The 17,925-nt window shown below is 48.0% G+C and carries 14 protein-coding genes; 7 read left to right on the forward strand and 7 right to left on the reverse strand.

The genetic code is table 11. The features are described 5' to 3' along the window. Positions 1–49: 49 nt before the first annotated feature. Complete coding sequence (locus AABK39_RS17680; protein WP_338392640.1) at positions 50–682, forward strand: chloramphenicol acetyltransferase; 633 nt, start codon at positions 50–52, stop codon at positions 680–682. Positions 683–885: 203 nt separating this feature from the next. Further along, positions 886–2,313 (forward strand): sulfatase, encoded by a 1,428-nt coding sequence (locus AABK39_RS17685; RefSeq protein ID WP_338392641.1) that lies wholly within the window; start codon positions 886–888, stop codon positions 2,311–2,313. Positions 2,314–2,385: 72 nt separating this feature from the next. Here AABK39_RS17685 and AABK39_RS17690 read toward each other — a convergent pair whose 3' ends face one another. After that, entirely contained in the window at positions 2,386–3,684 is a 1,299-nt protein-coding gene (locus AABK39_RS17690; RefSeq protein WP_338392642.1) for a DUF4412 domain-containing protein, read from the reverse strand. Positions 3,685–4,026: 342 nt separating this feature from the next. Here AABK39_RS17690 and AABK39_RS17695 point away from each other — a divergent pair, with 342 nt between their 5' ends. Beyond that, the gene (locus AABK39_RS17695) at positions 4,027–5,133 is read left to right on the forward strand and encodes a thioredoxin family protein (RefSeq protein WP_338392643.1); all 1,107 of its coding nucleotides are present in this window, start codon (positions 4,027–4,029) and stop codon (positions 5,131–5,133) included. Positions 5,134–5,330: 197 nt separating this feature from the next. Further along, positions 5,331–6,098: a 3-keto-disaccharide hydrolase gene (locus tag AABK39_RS17700; protein ID WP_338392644.1), complete on the forward strand. Its 768-nt coding sequence runs from the start codon at positions 5,331–5,333 to the stop codon at positions 6,096–6,098. A gap of 59 nt (positions 6,099–6,157) precedes the next feature. On the opposite strand, the gene AABK39_RS17705 is transcribed toward AABK39_RS17700, so the two are convergent. Beyond that, positions 6,158–6,595: a VOC family protein gene (locus tag AABK39_RS17705; protein WP_338392645.1), complete on the reverse strand. Its 438-nt coding sequence runs from the start codon at positions 6,593–6,595 to the stop codon at positions 6,158–6,160. A 307-nt stretch (positions 6,596–6,902) separates the two neighbouring features. Between AABK39_RS17705 and AABK39_RS17710 the strand changes: the two genes are divergently transcribed. After that, on the forward strand, positions 6,903–8,381 hold the full coding sequence (locus AABK39_RS17710; protein WP_338392646.1) for a sulfatase-like hydrolase/transferase: 1,479 nt from the start codon (positions 6,903–6,905) through the stop codon (positions 8,379–8,381). Positions 8,382–8,388: 7 nt separating this feature from the next. Here the strand turns inward: AABK39_RS17710 and AABK39_RS17715 are convergent, their stop codons facing one another. The 4 genes from AABK39_RS17715 to AABK39_RS17730 form a co-directional block, all read right to left on the reverse strand. Continuing rightward, the gene (locus tag AABK39_RS17715; RefSeq protein ID WP_338392647.1) at positions 8,389–9,585 is read right to left on the reverse strand and encodes a hypothetical protein; all 1,197 of its coding nucleotides are present in this window, start codon (positions 9,583–9,585) and stop codon (positions 8,389–8,391) included. After that, positions 9,578–10,810, reverse strand: a complete 1,233-nt coding sequence (locus AABK39_RS17720; RefSeq protein WP_338392648.1) for a multicopper oxidase family protein — start codon at positions 10,808–10,810, stop codon at positions 9,578–9,580. The genes AABK39_RS17715 and AABK39_RS17720 overlap by 8 nt, the downstream gene beginning before the upstream one ends. 167 nt (positions 10,811–10,977) lie before the next feature. Then, complete coding sequence (locus tag AABK39_RS17725; RefSeq protein ID WP_338392649.1) at positions 10,978–12,237, reverse strand: DNA cytosine methyltransferase; 1,260 nt, start codon at positions 12,235–12,237, stop codon at positions 10,978–10,980. A 328-nt stretch (positions 12,238–12,565) separates the two neighbouring features. Next, positions 12,566–13,597, reverse strand: a complete 1,032-nt coding sequence (locus AABK39_RS17730) for an endonuclease/exonuclease/phosphatase family protein (RefSeq protein WP_338392650.1) — start codon at positions 13,595–13,597, stop codon at positions 12,566–12,568. Between the two features lie 17 nt (positions 13,598–13,614). On the opposite strand from AABK39_RS17730, the gene AABK39_RS17735 reads away from it, so the two are divergent. Both AABK39_RS17735 and AABK39_RS17740 read left to right on the forward strand, forming a co-directional pair. Then, complete coding sequence (locus AABK39_RS17735; RefSeq protein WP_338392651.1) at positions 13,615–16,308, forward strand: hypothetical protein; 2,694 nt, start codon at positions 13,615–13,617, stop codon at positions 16,306–16,308. Between the two features lie 91 nt (positions 16,309–16,399). After that, positions 16,400–17,332 carry a DMT family transporter gene (locus AABK39_RS17740; RefSeq protein WP_338392652.1) on the forward strand — a complete coding sequence of 311 codons (933 nt, stop codon included), beginning with the start codon at positions 16,400–16,402 and terminating at the stop codon, positions 17,330–17,332. Here AABK39_RS17740 and AABK39_RS17745 read toward each other — a convergent pair. Further along, complete coding sequence (locus AABK39_RS17745) at positions 17,329–17,757, reverse strand: secondary thiamine-phosphate synthase enzyme YjbQ (protein ID WP_338392653.1); 429 nt, start codon at positions 17,755–17,757, stop codon at positions 17,329–17,331. The two genes, AABK39_RS17740 and AABK39_RS17745, sit on opposite strands and share 4 nt — an antisense overlap. Positions 17,758–17,925 lie beyond the last annotated feature (168 nt).

Genomic DNA, 17,925 nt, shown 5'->3' on the forward strand with positions numbered 1-17,925 from the left:
GACAAAACGCCCGACCTTTGTAACCGAACCGATAGATACCCTTTGAACGATGAAAAGAATTCTTGACATAGAGAACTGGAACCGGAAGGAACATTACGAATTTTTCTCCGCCATGAACCAACCTTTCTTCGGGCTAGTGGTGCCCGTGGACTGTACCAAAGCCTATGCGTACGCCAAGGAAACGGGCGTGAGTTTTTACGCCTACTACCTCTACCAAGCCACGCGCGCCCTAAACGCCGTCGAGAATCTACGATATAGGATAGAAGACGGCCAAGTGGTGGAATATGACTGCGTGCACCCGTCTACCACCGTAGGGAGGGAAGACCATACGTTCGGAATCTGTTTTTTCGAATATTCCGAAGACTTCGGCCAATTCCGCAAGAACCTAGACGCCGCGCAAGCCGATATTAGGGCCCGATCGGGAATTTGCCTCGACGAAAGTACCTCCCGAAAGGATACAATACACGTCTCAGCTGTCCCTTGGGTAGACTTTACGGGACTCAGACACGAATACGACAGCCGGTACGAGGACAGCATACCCAAAATGTCTTTCGGAAAGATGACGGAATCGGAAGGGAAAAGAAAAATGAGCGTATCGTTGGACGCCCACCACGGCTTGGTGGACGGATGGCACGCGTCGCAGTTCTTCGAGCTGTTTCAGCGCTACCTGGACGGCGAGTAAATAGGCGGAATCGACGTTCCGAACATATTGCGCAATCTAGGTTAACGCCCGGGTTAATGCAAAAACAAAAACGCGACAAAATCACTAAGCTTATAAAGGATGTTCCGAGACCGGGGCATCCTTTTTTCGCTTGGTTACCTTGGATGTATCCACTGGGAGACGCACGCTGTTTTCCGTCTTCCGCAATCCAAATTTTTATCGCCATGAAAACAAGAATATTACTCTTGCTCGGCTTTTATCTAGCGCCACTATGGGCTTTCGCCCAAAAAAAGAAACCCAATATCGTCTTCTTCCTTGTGGATGATTTGGGTTACAAGGATCTGGGTGTTTACGGAGCCAAACTTTACGAAACCCCGAACATCGACAAGCTCAGCCGTGCGGGCGTACGCTTCACCAACGCCTATACGGCGGCGCCCATCTGTTCGCCCACCCGGGCGGCGGTGCTTACGGGCAAACACCCGCTGAGAATGAAGATGTGGCACGCCCCACACTTTATCCCAAAAGAGGATTCGAAGCAAATGTTGCCCAAACTGCTCAGCGACCAAGGCTACAGTTCGTGGCATGTGGGCAAATGGCATCTCGGCACTCCAAAAGACCATACGTTGCCCCAAGATGTCGGCTTCCATATCAACATCGGCGGAGGCATAAGCTGGGGGCCGGGCTCCTACTTCTGGCCTTACAAAACCAATCCCGACGGCTCGCCTATGGGTCACCAGCGTGATCACGCTCCTTTGCGCCAAGGCGGATTCGAAGGCGAGCAACTCACCGACCGCCTGACAAGAGAGGCCGTAAACCTCATCGAAAACCACAAGGGGGACAACCCCGTCTACCTGAACCTTTGGTACTATTCGGTTCACAACCGTAAAGAGGCCAAGCCCGAGCTGGTAGAGAAGTACAAGAAGAAGATCAAACGGATGGGAACCAAAAAGTCCGTACGGGTACATATGGGCGACACGCTCTTGGCTTCGGAAACCAACCCACTCTACGCCGCCATGCTGGAAACGGTGGACAACTCGGTGGGCGCCGTAGTGAAAGCCCTAAAAAAGAAGGGAATGTATGAGAATACGCTCTTCATCTTCTACTCCGACAACGGGCCCACGACCAATGACGTTCCTTGCGCCCCATTCCTCGGTGGAAAGAACACCACTTACGAGGCGGGAGTCCGCATGCCCGCCTTTATGACTTGGCCGAAAGAGGTTCCGAAAAACAGGGTTAGCGACGAGCGTATCATTATTATGGACGTGTTCAACACCGTACTGGCCGCCACCGATACTCCGATACCCGAAAAAGTGGAAAATGACGGAATTTCCCTGATGCCCCACCTGAAAGACAACGCTTCCGTCCCCCGCCGGGATTTTTATTGGTATTTCCCCGATACCCGCCGGATGTACGGAGGCCGCGCAAGCGCCGCCGTGCTGGGCAAAGACGGCCATAAGTACATTCACTTCTATAAAGGCTACGCTCCAGAACTCTACGATATAGACGCCGACAAAGCGGAACGCCACGATCTGATTTCTCAGAAACCGGCCAAAGCGAAGGCCCTCCAAAAGAAACTGAACGATTTTCTGTTGGGATACGGCTACGACCGCATGGACAAGCAAATCAGAAAAGCAGGGAAGAACAGACAGTAAGAAGGCCAACCCCTGATCGAAATGAACAAAAAAGACGGCGCCCAAACTGACGCCGTCTTAATTTCTCCCTTACTATTTCCTTTTCCTGTAAGGCTTCGTGTCGAACGTAAAGGGCTTGTCCAAGTCGATGGACACCGCCGTCATTTTTGAGTTGCCGTCTCGCCCTGAGCCTTCGTACTCCAGCACCAAGCCCCCGTAAGGCGTGTGGATGTTCCCACTCCCGAAAAAACCCTTGCCAGCTTTCAACTCCTCCGCAACCCACAACGACATGCGCTCGCCATCCATCTCCGCCCGATACTCCACGCATTTGTACCCGAGTATATTCTTCGTAGCGCCCGATTTTTTGATCTTGTCTTTGGCGAAGTCCGTGTCCGGAAACTGCTCATCAGACATGGCCCCCTCGGCCACTTTAAAGCACATGGCCATGCCATTGGCCTTCACAAAGTTTATGGCGTCTTCGCCCTCAAACACCATAAAACCGTTCCCCACTTCATCGCCCTGCGACATATCGAAGCTCATCGCAAAAAAATCCGGACGGGCCTTGTCAAAAAGATAAGCGTAGCGGATGGGTTTTGCCCTCTTGTTCCGCATTTCGAAGATCACTTCCCCGGTAAACTTGTACTCGTCCGGCAAGTTCTCGGGAACTTCCAAACCGAACATTCCCGGCTTATAGTTCGCCGGCATTTCCGCCTCATAATCATTCTCTTCCTCGTCTTCTTTGTCATAGTACTCTTCCGTCCGCTCATCAGCCATGTACACGTCCCCTGTTCCCATCCCCGATTCGGTCAGAACGTGAAAAAACAAATCGACTTTGACATCCAGTCCGGGACCTCCCGCGGTTTTTCCGTGTGCCTCAAATGTCAAAAACTCTTCATTATGGGTAAATACCGTCACTTCTCCGGATGCGTATTCGACTTCTTTATTCTTCTCCACAAAGAAAAGCTTCAGGTTGGCCTCCGCGGGAATGCCGTAACCCTTCGCCGGAAACTTTCCTGCGGGATCCTTCAACAGCAACTCAAAACGGTTTACGGTCTCGCTTCCCGGCATTCGCCATTTACCGGTCACTGCCAAACGGCTCCCTTCGGCTACGGGTTTGGGGCTCGGCGTAATCGGCAAATTAAACTCGTCTTTACCGTCCCTTACCGAAATGGTTCCGGACATCATATCGCCACCGGCGTAGCCCTCGGGAAAACCGGGTGATTTTTTATTTCCCAATAGCTTGTCCGCCGCACCGTCCACTTTTTCGTTTACCTTGTCGTCTATCTTTTTCTCGATCCTTTTCGCCTTTTCTTTCAGTTTTTTAAACAGTTGGGCATGCCCAAGGCCAGAGGCCAGCAACAGGGCGACAATTGGAAGGAAGATTCTTTTCATGTTGTTATTGAGTTTAGGGTCTGTGTTTGCCAACAAAAGCGCACAACCTATCTTTTCCAACTACACAAAAACATAGAATTTACAACACCAGATAGGCGATAAATATAAAACAAAAAGACATCAGAGAGTAACACATGAAACAATAGAATGGATAAAGCACTTTTTATTCACTAAAAAAACAATTTACTCTAGTGTGGATTTCAGAGAAAGCTGTTCTATTTTTAGGTATTTAGTCAATAAAATGTTCTTATTATTTTACTTTTTTGGAAAGATGGCTCCCCGTGGCTTTATTGTTACAACTTAGGTCTTAACCTCTCTCCAAACATATAACCTCATCTTCCCATGAGATATTTACTAGCTCTTATCCTGTTCGCCTTTTGTATCCCGGCCTTTTCCCAAACCGAACTGAATGACGACAACTGGTCAGAACACGTTCTGGTAAACAACAATAAGATTGTAGTTCTTGACTTTTACGCCACCTGGTGCGGGCCGTGCAAGAAGATGGAGCCCATCATGAAAGAGTTAGAGAAAAAGTACAAGGGACGGGTCGAATTCTATAAGATGGACGTTGACAAAAACGATCTTGACGACGAACTCAAAGTAAAGTCGATCCCAACTTATTATTTCACAAAGAACGACGACGTGCTGAACAAGCATACCGGCGCCATGAGCATGGAAAAGTTTTCAGAAATGCTCGATAAAATGCTAGGGGGCGAGGCATTGTCCGGAACGACGGCAAAAGCAAAACCCACCCCTTCAGTCTCGCCTACCGAGGTAGTGGACGAAACCTGGCACAAAAGCGTCTTCACAAACGACGGTAAAGTGAAAGTTCTCGATTTTTACGCCACTTGGTGCGGGCCGTGCAAAAAGATGGACCCTATCATGGCCGAATTGGCTACCAAATACAAAGGTCGCGTTGATTTTTTTAAGATGGATATCGACAAAAACAAACTCGACAACGAAGTGGAAATAAAGTCGGTCCCAACATATATTTTCGCCAAAAACTCCGAAGTCCTTTACAAGCACGTTGGCGCCATGAGCAAAGCTGACTTTGCGGATTTGATCGAGAAAATGCTGAGTGGAGAGATAAAAGCGGAGCCGAAAGAAGAAGAAAAAACCGCAGACAAAGAGGAACCTGGCGAATTCAGCGATGAAAAGATTAAACCCATCTGGAATGATTATGCTAAACTGAATACGCTAGCATGGCACGCTTACGAAAAGCATGACGACATCCAATCGCTGTTAAAGGGAATCGAGCTGGCCCAGCGGTCCATTGAGCTAAACGAGAATTACTACAATACAGACACACACGCGGCATTGCTTTACAAAACAGGCAACTACACCAAGGCTCTGAAGGTAGCGAAAAGGGCCATCGATCTCGCAAAGAAAAAAGGTTTGGACTACAAACCGACTTCCGAACTGATCGAGAAAATCATTGACAAAATGTAGGTGTGGGACACTGAAAAAAAGCTTTTCTCCCATCCCTACGGTTGCAAACAACGGGGCCAAACCGGCTTTTCTACTCTCTGACAAGCCGGTTACCCCGAAAATTACCCCCCTCCGTACCCCGCCTTATATTTCTTTGCACTCCGTATCCGGGCCCTTTCATGAGCCCTATATTTTTATCCTATATTTCCTATAAGGTTATGTTTAAAAAACACTTCGCCATAGGGCTTTTGGCCTTGGCTGTCGCTACCCAGTCTTGCGATTCTGGTAACAAAACAACGGCTAAAGCGGAAATCGCTACGCCGGCGGCAAAGCACAATACGCTAACTGCTACTGAGAAAAACGAAGGCTGGACATTGCTTTTCGACGGCAAATCCATTGACAAGTGGAAGAACTTCGGCAAAGAGAGTATCAGCAAAGGTTGGGTTGTCGAGGACGGTTGTCTGAAGTCGTTGGGCAAAGGCGGCGACATCGGTGGCGATATCGTTACGGTTGACGAATTCGAGAACTTCGAGCTTAGCCTCGAATGGAAGATTTCGCACGGCGGAAACAGCGGTATTTTCTACGGCGTAAACGACAATTCCGACAAATACAAAGCGCCATATTACACAGGCCCCGAGTACCAGCTTATCGATGATATTGGGTTCCCGGGCAAGCTGAACGAATGGAACAAAGCGGGAGCGAACTACGCCATGCACCTTCCTGACAAATCGAAAAAACGCCTGCAAATGATCGGTGGGGACTTTAACGTAACCAAAATCGTTGTAAAAGGAAATCACGTGGAGCACTGGCTCAACGGCGAAAAAATCGTTGAGTTCGAGCGCTGGACTCCCGATTGGGAAGAAAGAAAAGCGAAAGGCAAATGGGCCAAATACCCGGACTACGGTACGTTAAAAAGAGGACGTATCGGCCTGCAAGACCACGGAAGCCCGATCTGGTTTAGAAATATCAAGATCAGAGAGCTTTAAAAAAGAAAGGGCCGGAGACCTTTCGGTTTCCGACCCTCTCCAATTTCATTTTTTCACGATTATGAAGCTTCCACTTCGACTTGTTCGCCGAAAGCGATAACACAACCGTCGGGATCTTTGACAAAAAATTCCCGCATTCCGTACCACGAGTTTTTTGGTTCTGTCACGTTTTCGGTTTTGCCTTTTACTTCCGCATAAAAATCGTCAACGCTGGACATTTCAATATAAATCGCCGACAAACCTCCCATTGACAGCTCTTTTATAGACAACGGAATATCCTCACGAAAACTGTCTTCCCGCTGAAACATCAGCTCCACCTCATCCTTCGCCATTTGGGCGTATACATACGTTTTGCTTGCGTCCATCTTTACATCCATGCCGTCTTGGGTGTCAGGCACAAGCATTTTAAGCTCGAATCCAAGAACGGATTCGTAAAAATTAACCGTCTGCGGAATATCGCTAACGATTAGATTTGGAGTTAATTTTTTGAGTTTCATCTTGGGTCTGGTCTAATTGTATTTAAGAGAAAAAAGAAATTTCGGCAGAGTTATATTCGACTGTAATCTAAGGCATTAAAAGCCAGCAATAATATCTTTTTTCAGAAAATCCAAACATGTGTTGCAAAACACCACTCGCTACCCCTTTCGTAACCCTATCCCTTCTTTCCTTTATATCCAAACGCTAACCACTTCAAATGATAAGCTATGTCCAACGACCAAGCATCTGTTCTTTTCTAGATATAGATTTACCCCAATCGCTATTCCCCACTATTAAGAAGGGAAAACTGTAACAAATTCAATTAACATGAATATTCGCCAAGTAATCTTAGAAAAGACGGCTTTGGTTTGGCTATTACTGGTATCGACTACTAGTTGTACCAACCAAGAAAAGAAGGAAGAAAAGCCAAACATCATTTTTATCCTTACTGACGATCAGCAATGGAATACTATCCGTGCATTGGGTAACGAACATATTCATACGCCAAACATCGACCGCATTGCAGAGAATTCCCTCGTATTTGAAAACGCCTACTGCTACGGCGGCAATAGCGGAGCCGTATGTATTCCTTCGCGGAATATGATCATGACCGGACAAACGTTCCACCGCTTCGAAGAGGATTGCCGCAAGGCGGAAGCCCGTGGCGAAAAGCCAAGAAAACGACACTACGCCAACCCGCAATGGCCAACCATTCCGAAAGCGATGAAAGAGGCCGGCTACCAAACCTTTTACAGGGAGAAGAGTGGCTCAGCCAACAATCCAGAAATCCGCAAACAGTTTGACGATTACGCCGACATCCACCAAGTGAAAGCCCTCAGGTCGGGCCGGCCGGCACGGGGCATCGTGGACCAAGCCATTAAATTCATGGCTGAGGACCGCGACCCGACCAAGCCTTTTTTTATGTACTTGGGCGTTCCCGCTCCCCACGATCCAAGGTGGTCTCTGAAGCGCTTCCGCGATATGTATGACAAAGACGCGTTACCGATTCCCGAAAACTATTTGCCCGTCCACCCCTGGAATATCGGGTCGATGACCGTCCGGGACGAAAAACTGGAAGCTTGGCCACGCACAAAAGAGGCGATTCAACGCCATATCCACGATTATTATTCCACCATTACCGCCACCGATTACGATCTGGGACGCCTTCTGGATTTTATGGAGCAAAAGGGATTCGACAAGAATACGATTATCATTTTCAGTTCCGACCAAGGGTTGGCCTTGGGCCAGCACGGCCTAATGGGAAAACAAAATATCTACGAAGGCACCATGAAGGTTCCGTTCATCGTAAAAGGCCCCGGCGTGATTCCCGGAAAGTCAAAAGCCTTCGTTTACCTCCACGACATTCTCCCAACCCTTTGCGATCTTGCGCAAACGGAAACGCCTAAAAATCTGGACGGAAAAAGCTTCGCCAAGCTGTTGAAAGGAGAAAACTTTATCGCCCGAGACTATCTCACGCTCGCTTATATGGAACACCAGCGCTCGATCCGGGACGATCGATGGAAACTTATCCGGTTCCCAAAAATCGATAAGCATATGTTCTTCGACCTGCAAAACGATCCGCACGAAACCACAAATCTTGCCGGTAAAACGGAACATACCATGAGAATAGCCACCATGATGCGTGAACTGGACCGCCAGCGCCTCCCGCTCGGCGACAGTATTCCGTTATTCCCGGAGCATACGGAACCTGCGGAATTTATCGCTCCAACCAAAAAACTGAAGACTACGTTCCCCGCAGGCGGTTTGGCGCCGGAAGATCCGCTATATGTCAAGTCTAAGAAATGAGACCACTTTATGGAATATAACGATGTTCCAAACTCAAGAGTGAGAAACGGTCATCAAACTGACTGTTGAAAACCCTGTCAAACGTGAAAACGAGCGCAAACTGGATCAAGTGTTTCGAGTCATCTGCCGATATGGAAGTTTGACCGCTGTTCTGATAATATTTGTATTGCAGACCCAAGTCAAAATTATTCCCGAGACGGTAAAAGACGTTGTAATACGCCATAAACTGCTCGTTTTCGCTTCTTTCCGTAAAAGATTTATACCCAAAGCCTCCCGAGCTCATTAGCGTAGGCCGTTCCAGTTTTCGGTAGATAAACCTCAATGAAGTGAAAAACGCAAAAGACTCTGATCTGGTATAATCGAAATAGTCTTTGATATCTTTCACTTCGCTAAAACCCTCGTTATAGATTCCCTGAGCCATAAAATCCCAGAAATAAACCGGATCGGGCCTAAGGTTCAGCGCCACCGAAGCCATATAATTACGAATCGACTGATCGTACCAACCCGAATATCCTGTTCTGTCAGTCAAATAATTAACAGCCGCCACACCAATCTGCCGGATGAACTTCCTGTTCCAGTTTTCGCTGTCGGGAAGCCTGTAGGCGAAGCTTAAACCGAACGCGTTTACCTGCAGAGAGGCGTCTTCGCTTTGGCCCAAGAAATTATCGGCGTGAACCATCAGCGTATAGCGCTTTTTGAAAATATGGCTGTAACTGGCCGTATTCGCGTATTGGTTATACTCTACATCATTTCCGTTTGAGAATGGGTTGAGCGAGTAGTTGAAATTAAGTCCGTCATCGTCTCTCAGAGTCGGGAAGCCGAGCAACATGGACGGCGAATTGCTTCTACCAAGCCGAAATGAGTTTCGGTAATTATCGATCTGAAGAAAAGACTGGGTATAAAACAACTTCCCCAAACCGGTATCCGAATCCGGGAACTGCATGGCAAAGACAAACTGCCCGCGCCAATTATTATAAAGCTTTTGCCGAAGGCCAAGCATCAGTTCAGTATCCGAGAAATCGATATCCGTGTTTCCAGTCCGTGGATTCAGGTCAAAAGAGGCGACTCCCTTGATGGCAACGGGAAATTCCGGCATCAATTCATCATCGCCAAACAGAGCTTGCGTCGATTGTCCCAAACATATTTCCGATAGGAACACCGCACCAAGAAACAACAAAACGAATTTGAAAGCCGACTTATTCATCTAATGGGAATTTTGGAAGTGAACCACCGTTGAAAGGAATTTTGTGACCTTTTTCGGCCATCTTTTTCAAGTTCTGGTTGCCTGTATAGGCGATAATATCGCGCTCTTCGGCAGGCAGATCCTCATAAACCAGCGTTGTCAAAGTTCCGCCCGGATAGATTCCGTTATTAGTCACCTTGCGGGTATCATGATCGTGGAAAGTCCATATGCCACGATTATTCCCTTCGATAATTATATCGTTGGTCTTTCCGGGCATAAGGGGAATCGTATTGGCTTGATAAGGGGCGGGCAAAGGTCGTCCGTCGTCGGCGACTTGCCAGAAATCGTGACCGTGCAAGTGCAAATAATAAGGTACGTTTCCGGCGTTGATCAGCCTTACCCGAATCCGTTCCCCCTCCTTTATATAAAGCTGGGGAGCGTAAGGGTACGATTTTCCGTTTATGGTAAACCAATTTGGATCCGGCAACTCGGCCGGAGCGCGACGGTTACGAACATAAGGCGGATCAAAGCCTTTATCCACCGCTTTTTCAAACTCTTCCAGACTGTCGAAAGTACTCCAGCGTTCTTGGTTGTACCGGCCATTTCGCATCAGGTAAGTCCGTTCCTTCATCCTTCCGAGCATCCTGTTCATCTCATTCCTGATGAAATTGACATCATGTGCGGAATAGACCATCACGTATTCCCTGTCATAGGGAAATTGCTTCTTCACGGGATCATCAGGATCGTCGATTATAAAACTGCCGTACATCCCCGCCTGCATATGCATGACCGTACCCCAATGGCAATGATAAAAATGCGTTCCCGTAGGTTCCGCCACGAACTCGTAAACGAAAGTGTTACCGGGCATCACCGGCAACTGGTTTACAAACGGCACACCATCCATGCGCCAAGGCGTATGAAGCCCGTGCCAATGGATCGTGTGATTCATCGGCGTATCGTTCTTAAAAATCACCCGGACCTTGTCTCCTTTATTTACCCGGATCTCAGGCCCGGGCAAAGTGCCGTTAAACAAGAGCGTATGATATTGCATCCCTAGAGCCGGTTCATGGATGTCTATCCCGACGGAAAGCTGGAATTCCTTCCAGTCACCGTTCATCGTATAGCTCAACTTTTCGGGAAACTTCTCGGCGTTCTTTTTCTTAAACGATTTGGAAAGGAGGTCATCGGGAAGGAGAAATAGGCCCGAGGCCAAAGCGGATTTCGAAAGAAAAGTCCTTCGGTCCATATTTTTTGCGGTTTGTTTTACCCGAACCGAAGGGCAAAATCCATTCCGCAATCAAAAAAGAATAGAAAGCATAATGATAACAAAGCCCGTCCACTGGGCCAATTCCAGACAAACGGGCTTTGAAAAGCAGTAAAATCAGGGACTGAATTATATTTTTGACGATAATATTAGACTTGTGTAAGTTCTTCCGATGTTTTGACCGAAAGCAAAGAAGGTACTATCTGTTCCAGCATCGCTTTCACCACTGGAATAGCCACCGAATTCCCGAATTGCTTGTAAGCTTGTCCATCGGAAACAGCGATCTGGAAGCTATCCGGAAAGCCTTGGAGCCGCGCCCATTCCCTTGGCGTCATTCTTCGAACGGACTCGCCATTAATTGGCCCGGAAGGTTTGCGCAAATTTAAAATTTCATTCATCGTCGGGCGTTGATCAATCACCAAGTTTCGTTCGCGTCCCATCCCGCCTACCATAATGGCGTTCGATTGTCCATCGTCCGGTATAATTTCGTAACCGAAGCCGTTGCCTTTGGCCGCATGCCGAGCCTTGTGAGCTTTCAAACTTTTCCAGTATCGTTCGGAAACGAAATACTTTGAGGCTACCGCTTCCTCTTCCCGGATATCAAGAAACGTTTTGGAGTCGTCTTGGGCTTTCGGGTACTGAAAAGCCTCGGCGTCCACATCCTCACGAAACGCCACGATAAAAATTCTTTCCCTGTTTTGGGGAACACCAAAATTCCGAGCGTTAAGTATTCGGGGGCCCGGGACAATATAGCGAAGATTCTTCTTCAAGGTCCTTATTATTGTGTCCAAAGTCCGGCCTTTTTGATGGTTGGTCAAGCCTTTTACATTTTCCAACAAAACGACTTTCGGGCGTTTAGCCTTGATAATTCGGGCTATCTCGAAGAAAAGCGTGCCTCGGGTATCATCAAATCCGCCCCGCCTGCCTGCGATGGAGAAGGCTTGGCAAGGAAACCCGGCGCACAGAAGGTCGTGGTCAGGGATATTTTCAGAATCTATATTGCAGATATCACCAAAAGGTACTTCTCCGTAATTGTGTTCGTAACTTTCTCTGGCAAAGCGATCGATCTCCGAGGAGAAAACACAGTGTCCTCCGAAACTTTGTCCAGCGATCCGGAATCCGCCAATCCCGGCAAAAAGATCTATAAACCTGAATTTCGGACTGTCGACTGGCGGAATAGGCACATCGTAGCTTCCCGGAAACCAATCCGGAGAGAACGGCCCCATGGCGAAGGCTTTTCTTTTCGCCACAAGATGATTCCAGCCCAAACGGGCTCCACGACGGTAAACGCTATGTTTGGTTTGCCAATAATGGGTAAGGGAAGCCAAAGCGTTCAAGTCTTCGGCGTTGCGGAGGCGAAAACCCAACTTGGTTCTGGCTTCCGAATAGTTTAGTGGGATTCGGCGCAAGTCCGGAGTATTTTCGGGCTATAAAAAAATTAAAGCGGTACGACCTGGCCAAGCGGTCGATTGGTGGCCAAAACTCCAAAAACCGGCATTATGGCCCGTACCATTTACGTGGCTATTGGGCCGTTCGGAGATTTACCTATGCGTAATCAAATTTTATTATTTTAATAATTTATAAAATAGTTTATATTAACACTAGTATATTTAATTGGCCCAGAAGGATTCCCAACACTTGCTCCGGGTATGTTTTGACTCTTTTTCGAAGCCTTCCTAAGCCAGGATCGGAATATTCCTTTCTTTCGCCTCTAAGCCTTACATTTGTGTTCGTAAGTTATTGGCGCTTGATGTCCAAAAAAACGGGAAGGTGATCGCTGAATCCGCCCGTGGCCATAGTGCCTCGGAAAAAACGGTAAGGCTTACCGTCCCGCAACAGCCAATCGGGTGAGAAGATATGGCTCGCCCTTTTGAGGACTTTCCAAGAGGAACCTTCCATCAGGCTTCGGCTGACCAAAATTTGGTCAAGTACGCTCCATTCCGTCGCCGTTTCGGTGTGGGTATGGGTTCCGCGACCTTCGGCCAGATCATTTACCATAAGGTTTGCCAAAGGCACGGGAAGACCAGCTTGGAGTTTGGTTATGGAGAGATTTTCCGGATCATCGTTAAAGTCGCCCATGATCACTATTTTCGCCTTTGGATTCTGGAACAAAAGGGCGGAAACATGCTTGCGCAAAATCTCCGAAGCCACAAGACGGCGGGGTTCGGAAGCTTTCTGACCCGCCCAGCGCGAGGGCCAATGGTTGACATAAACGTGAAGCGTGTCGCCACCGGGCAAAGTCCCCGAAGCGTAAAGGATATCGCGGCTTCGCCAATCCTGACCTTTTACGGGCAAGGCTTTCGCGTTAATCAAGCGGAAGGATTGGGGACGGAAAAGCAACGCTACGTCGATACCTCGGCGGTCCGGGGATTCGAAATGGACAACTTGGTAACGGACTCTGGCCAATGCTGTCCGGCAACGCAAGTCGTCGAGCGCACGACGGTTTTCGATTTCCGCCAAGCCTACCAAAGCCGGCGGTTCGGGATTGCCCAAATTGGCGATCACTTTATAGATCCTTCTGGATTTTCGTCTATATAATGAGGCGGTCCATTGTCGAGGGCTTTCGGGCAAGAAGCTACTGTCATCTTTGCCGGGATCATCCTCGTAGTCGAAGTAATTCTCGACATTATAAAAAGCCAACCTTACAGTTTGGCCGACGGCCACACTAACAGAAACAGCCGTCATTATTAAAACATTGACAATCAAGCGAAATACGAATGTCTGGGATGCGATACCAGCCTCAGGCAATACGCTTTTTTTCTTTTTCATAATTAAGCAGGATACCATTGAAAAAGGTTTTATTGTTTTTAGGAGCCTTAGGGCTCGTCGCAACGGGGGTTTGGGTATATCTCACCTATTTTAGACAGAACGAGTTTAAAGCCGAGGACTTAATTCCCAGAGACGCTGTGCTGGTTTACGAATCGAAAAGGACTATTCCGGCTTGGAACCGGCTTTCCTACACCACATTCGGCAAACAGCTTTCCAAAGTCTCCGGATATTCCAATATCGGCCAACGTTTGGCTATTCTGGACAGCATAACCGGGCGCAACGGCCGTTTGGACGATTTGCTGAAAAAAGAACCGTTCTATATCTCGACGCACGTTACATCCCGCGATGAATTCGGTTTTATTTTTTACCTAAAATCGGATCCCGCTACAGACAAAATTCTTTATCAAATCCTGTCCCATTATTTGAAAAGTTCCAATGCCGGGAGCTATAACTATCGGGGAATCGAAATAAAACGACTTAATGGCAAAGGCGGCCCTTTCCATTACTTCACGGCCAACGGATACTTTGTGGGCAGTTACTCCAGCATGCTTGCCGAGGACGTAATCCGGACGATGGAAGATCGGGAACGCAAACCGCTTTCATTTATGTTGGGTTCGCGCTCTATGGCTTTGAGCGACGCGCGTCTACATATTAATCCCAACAGGTTACCCGCCTTGTTGGCCTGCTTCTCCGAAGACGAATTTCTGGAAAGCCCGATGGAATGGGCCTCCACGATAGAATCCGACCTGAAAGTAACCGACAGGCATTTGGTAATGGGCGGAACGGTAAAAACAAAACCCGGAGCCAAAAACTATCTGGACACCTTCGAGAAAGCCCCGAACGGAACGCCGGAATGGAGCAAACTGATTTCGAACCGTACGGCTACGCTTTGGACTTACGCCGCGCCGGACTACGGGCGTTGGCGCTTGGCTACACGAACGATGGAAGGCCCTGTTCCTGCGGGCACCGACGGCAAAATTTCCGTGGATTTCCATCTTGACCAACCTGAGGAATTATCCTGGCTTGGAACCAACCACCTGCTGGCGACCCTGGAATCGGTGGAAGCCGACGAGCACGACCGCTTGGTATACGCCCACTGCTCCGACCCGAAAGTGGGGGAACGCTATTTCAGGGATTTGTCAAAAAGAGTCAGTAGCCAAAAAGAGCCTTTCTTGGAAAAAATTGGAAAGTACAATATCCGCCATGTCAACCTGGGTAATCTTCCAGCGATATTTTTCGGAAAGCGATTCTCCGGATTCGGGGACGTGTTTTACTGCCGTATTGGCGATTTTATCGTTATGACGGACCGTCTTCCGGTTCTCAGAAGAAGCCTCAGGGATATCGAAACGGAAAACACTTGGGGCAAGTCCGTGGACAAAGTCAGGTTTATGAAAGAGCTGACACCGGACGAAAATATGGGCCTGATAGTGGATACAAAGCGCTTTTGGAACGGATTTATGAGAAAAGTTCGTCCTGAGTGGCAAGCTTTTTTCAAAGACAACGCTTTCTCGCTAAGACAAATCAAGCACATCGCTTTTGGCGTAAGGCACGATAAACAAGGCGTATACCAAGGATCCTTGGTGGCGGAAGTGGCCGAGAGTAACGAGAATAGTTCGCAAGGGCGGGAATTTAATACATTGTCCAAAGTCAGCGCCGACACGTTGCGCATCAAAGGTCCTTTTATCCTGAACTCCGGAGGTAACGGCTGGGATATTCTTTCCCAAACCCAAGACAGCCTGTTGCGCTTGGTAACCCGCGACGATTCGGAACTTTGGGCGTATCCGTTCAACGGCACTCTGGTAGATTCCCCTGTTCGAGTCCACACCTCAGGAAAGAAGAATACCGAATATGCCATGGCCACTTCCCAATCCATTTATGTGATGAAGCGCGACGGATTTCCTGTCGACGGATTTCCGATAAAGGTAGATTCGAAATACGACTTAGCCACGTTTAACGTCTTCGATTATGACGGAAAACGTGATTATAGATTCATAGTCTCGGATACGAAAGGCAATATCCGATTTATCGACTTGGGCGGTTCCGAACTTAAGGGCTGGAACCCTAAAAAGATGAGAAGGCGTCTGCTCTTCGCTCCAAAACATATCAAAGTCCGCAGGCGCGATTACATACTTGTAGCGCTACAAAACGGTGAGATTCACCTGTTCAACAGAAAAGGACAGGAATACAAAGGCTTTCCGGTAGACCTTGATGCTCCGATGGCCAAAGGTTTTTTCTTGGATGAAGGGAGCGATTACGCCTCGACCAACCTTACGTTCATCACCCTAAAGGGACAACTGAACACGATTAGCCTTTCGGGCAGAAGAGTCCGCCAGGAACAATATTACAAACCTGACAAACACTCCTTTTTCGAACTATGCCCTGACGTAACCGGAAGTTCCTACCTAATTCTGCGCCGGGATATCAAAGGCCTCAGCGTGTTGGATGACGAGCAGAATCCGCTTTTCGAAAAAGGCTACATAAACGCTCCAGAATCGCAAGTGAAGTATTACCGCTTCGACGCCGACCATGAGATCATCGCCGTAACGGACCCCGTTCAGGAGTTTATTTATCTGTTTGACAGAAAAGGCAACCTGATCAGCGGAGTGCCTTTGCAGGGAAGTTCGCCCGTTAACCTTACGTATTCGCAAACGCGAGACAAGTACAAGGTGTACTATCACTACAGGGACGAATTGTTGGTGACAGAATTCTAGAAACTGAAATCGCCGGATTGTCAGGGCTTTGGACAAAAGCTGGACTTTACTTCGTTTTGTCTAACTTTGTCCAAAGTCTAAAACAATCCTTATGAGGAAAATCTTCAAAGCACACGCCGCAGTCTTCTCAGCCAATTTTATTTATGGGGTCAATTTTTTCATTGCCAAAGGCATAATGCCCGACTATTTCAGTCCCGAAGCCGCAATCTTTTTCCGCATACTGGTAGCCACACTCTTGTTTTGGGCTTTCTTTATCTGGAAAGGAGCGGAACTTATCGACCGGAAGGATATTCTCCGATTTATGGTCTGCGGTTTATGCGGTGTCGCCGTAAACCAAATTATGTTTTTCAAAGGGCTCAACCTCTCCACACCTGTCAATTCAGCGATAATTATGACCAGCAGTCCGGTGATTGTCTTTGCTTTCGCCGCTCTTCTGAAACAGGAAAAAGTCAGTTGGAGCCGGATGTTGGGGATAGTTTTCGGCGCTACGGGAGCCTTGTTGTTGATCACCCAAAAAGGAAATGCTCTGGCAGGCCTCCACGCCCCGAACGTATGGCTCGGGAACCTCCTGATGCTGGGCAACGCCAGCTTCTTCGCTGTTTACCTCGCCTTGGTAAAGCCCTTGATGAAAAAATATGATACGATGACGGTAATCACTTGGGTTTTCACCTTCGGATGCGTTTTCGCTTTGCCTTACACCGGGCAGTATCTCCCCGATGTAGACTTCCCGAATATTCCGCTCAATATATGGCTGTCTCTGGCTTTTGTAATCGTCTTTACCACATTTCTGGCCTATCTGCTCAATACTGTCGGTTTGCAAACGCTCCGCGCCTCCACGGTCAGTTTTTACATCTACGCCCAGCCTCTGGTGGCCGGGCTTGTTAACGTGTTTCTCGACGTGGAGACGTTTACGCTCACCATGTTATTCTCCTTTATATTGGTATGTTCCGGAGTGTTTCTGGTAGGCCGGAAGGCGCCTTTACCCGCCAAATCGCCAGTAGACCAACCTGTGGAAACGACTTAGGCCAGCTCTCCCTGCAAGGTCAGAACCAATCGGCGGGGCCCACCGTGGTCACGGTGTTCGCAAAGGTAAATCCCCTGCCATGTTCCGAGATTCAGCTTGCCGTTCGTAACCGGAATAGTGAGTGACGAGCCCAATATCGAACCCTTAAGGTGGGCAGGCATATCGTCCGGACCTTCGTAAGTGTGTTTGAAATAAGGCTCGTTTTCTGGAACGGCAGTGTTAAAATACGACTCAAAATCCTCGCGCACGGTTGGGTCGGCGTTTTCGTTGATCGTAAGGCTCGCCGACGTATGTTGGATAAAAATATGCAACAGTCCGGCACTGATTTCCCTTAGCTCGGGCAGTTTCCAGACAATCGTGTCCGTAATAAGGTGAAAACCTCTCGGCACTTCCGATATCACCATCTCTTTTTGCCTGATCTTCATATCGATTTCTCGCTATTTTTTTCTATTTGAATAAAAACATTGTAACAAAACCAGATACGATTATAGCAAAAAAGGAGACTGTGTACAAGTGTTCAATTTTATCCACAGCACAATGTGGATATGTGGAAAACTTTTTACGGTTATCCACTTTTTATGATCTATATCTGC

The organism is Fulvitalea axinellae, from assembly GCF_036492835.1.
Lineage (GTDB): Bacteria > Bacteroidota > Bacteroidia > Cytophagales > Cyclobacteriaceae > Fulvitalea > Fulvitalea axinellae.

Coding starts and splice junctions, on each gene's coding strand:
- AABK39_RS17720 (WP_338392648.1), bottom strand. CDS start 10,810: ATGGACCGAAGGACTTTTCTTTCGAAATCCGCTTTGGCCTCGGGCCTA.
- AABK39_RS17680 (WP_338392640.1), top strand. CDS start 50: ATGAAAAGAATTCTTGACATAGAGAACTGGAACCGGAAGGAACATTAC.
- AABK39_RS17700 (WP_338392644.1), top strand. CDS start 5,331: ATGTTTAAAAAACACTTCGCCATAGGGCTTTTGGCCTTGGCTGTCGCT.
- AABK39_RS17710 (WP_338392646.1), top strand. CDS start 6,903: ATGAATATTCGCCAAGTAATCTTAGAAAAGACGGCTTTGGTTTGGCTA.
- AABK39_RS17685 (WP_338392641.1), top strand. CDS start 886: ATGAAAACAAGAATATTACTCTTGCTCGGCTTTTATCTAGCGCCACTA.
- AABK39_RS17715 (WP_338392647.1), bottom strand. CDS start 9,585: ATGAATAAGTCGGCTTTCAAATTCGTTTTGTTGTTTCTTGGTGCGGTG.
- AABK39_RS17705 (WP_338392645.1), bottom strand. CDS start 6,595: ATGAAACTCAAAAAATTAACTCCAAATCTAATCGTTAGCGATATTCCG.
- AABK39_RS17730 (WP_338392650.1), bottom strand. CDS start 13,597: ATGAAAAAGAAAAAAAGCGTATTGCCTGAGGCTGGTATCGCATCCCAG.
- AABK39_RS17695 (WP_338392643.1), top strand. CDS start 4,027: ATGAGATATTTACTAGCTCTTATCCTGTTCGCCTTTTGTATCCCGGCC.
- AABK39_RS17740 (WP_338392652.1), top strand. CDS start 16,400: ATGAGGAAAATCTTCAAAGCACACGCCGCAGTCTTCTCAGCCAATTTT.
- AABK39_RS17745 (WP_338392653.1), bottom strand. CDS start 17,757: ATGAAGATCAGGCAAAAAGAGATGGTGATATCGGAAGTGCCGAGAGGT.
- AABK39_RS17690 (WP_338392642.1), bottom strand. CDS start 3,684: ATGAAAAGAATCTTCCTTCCAATTGTCGCCCTGTTGCTGGCCTCTGGC.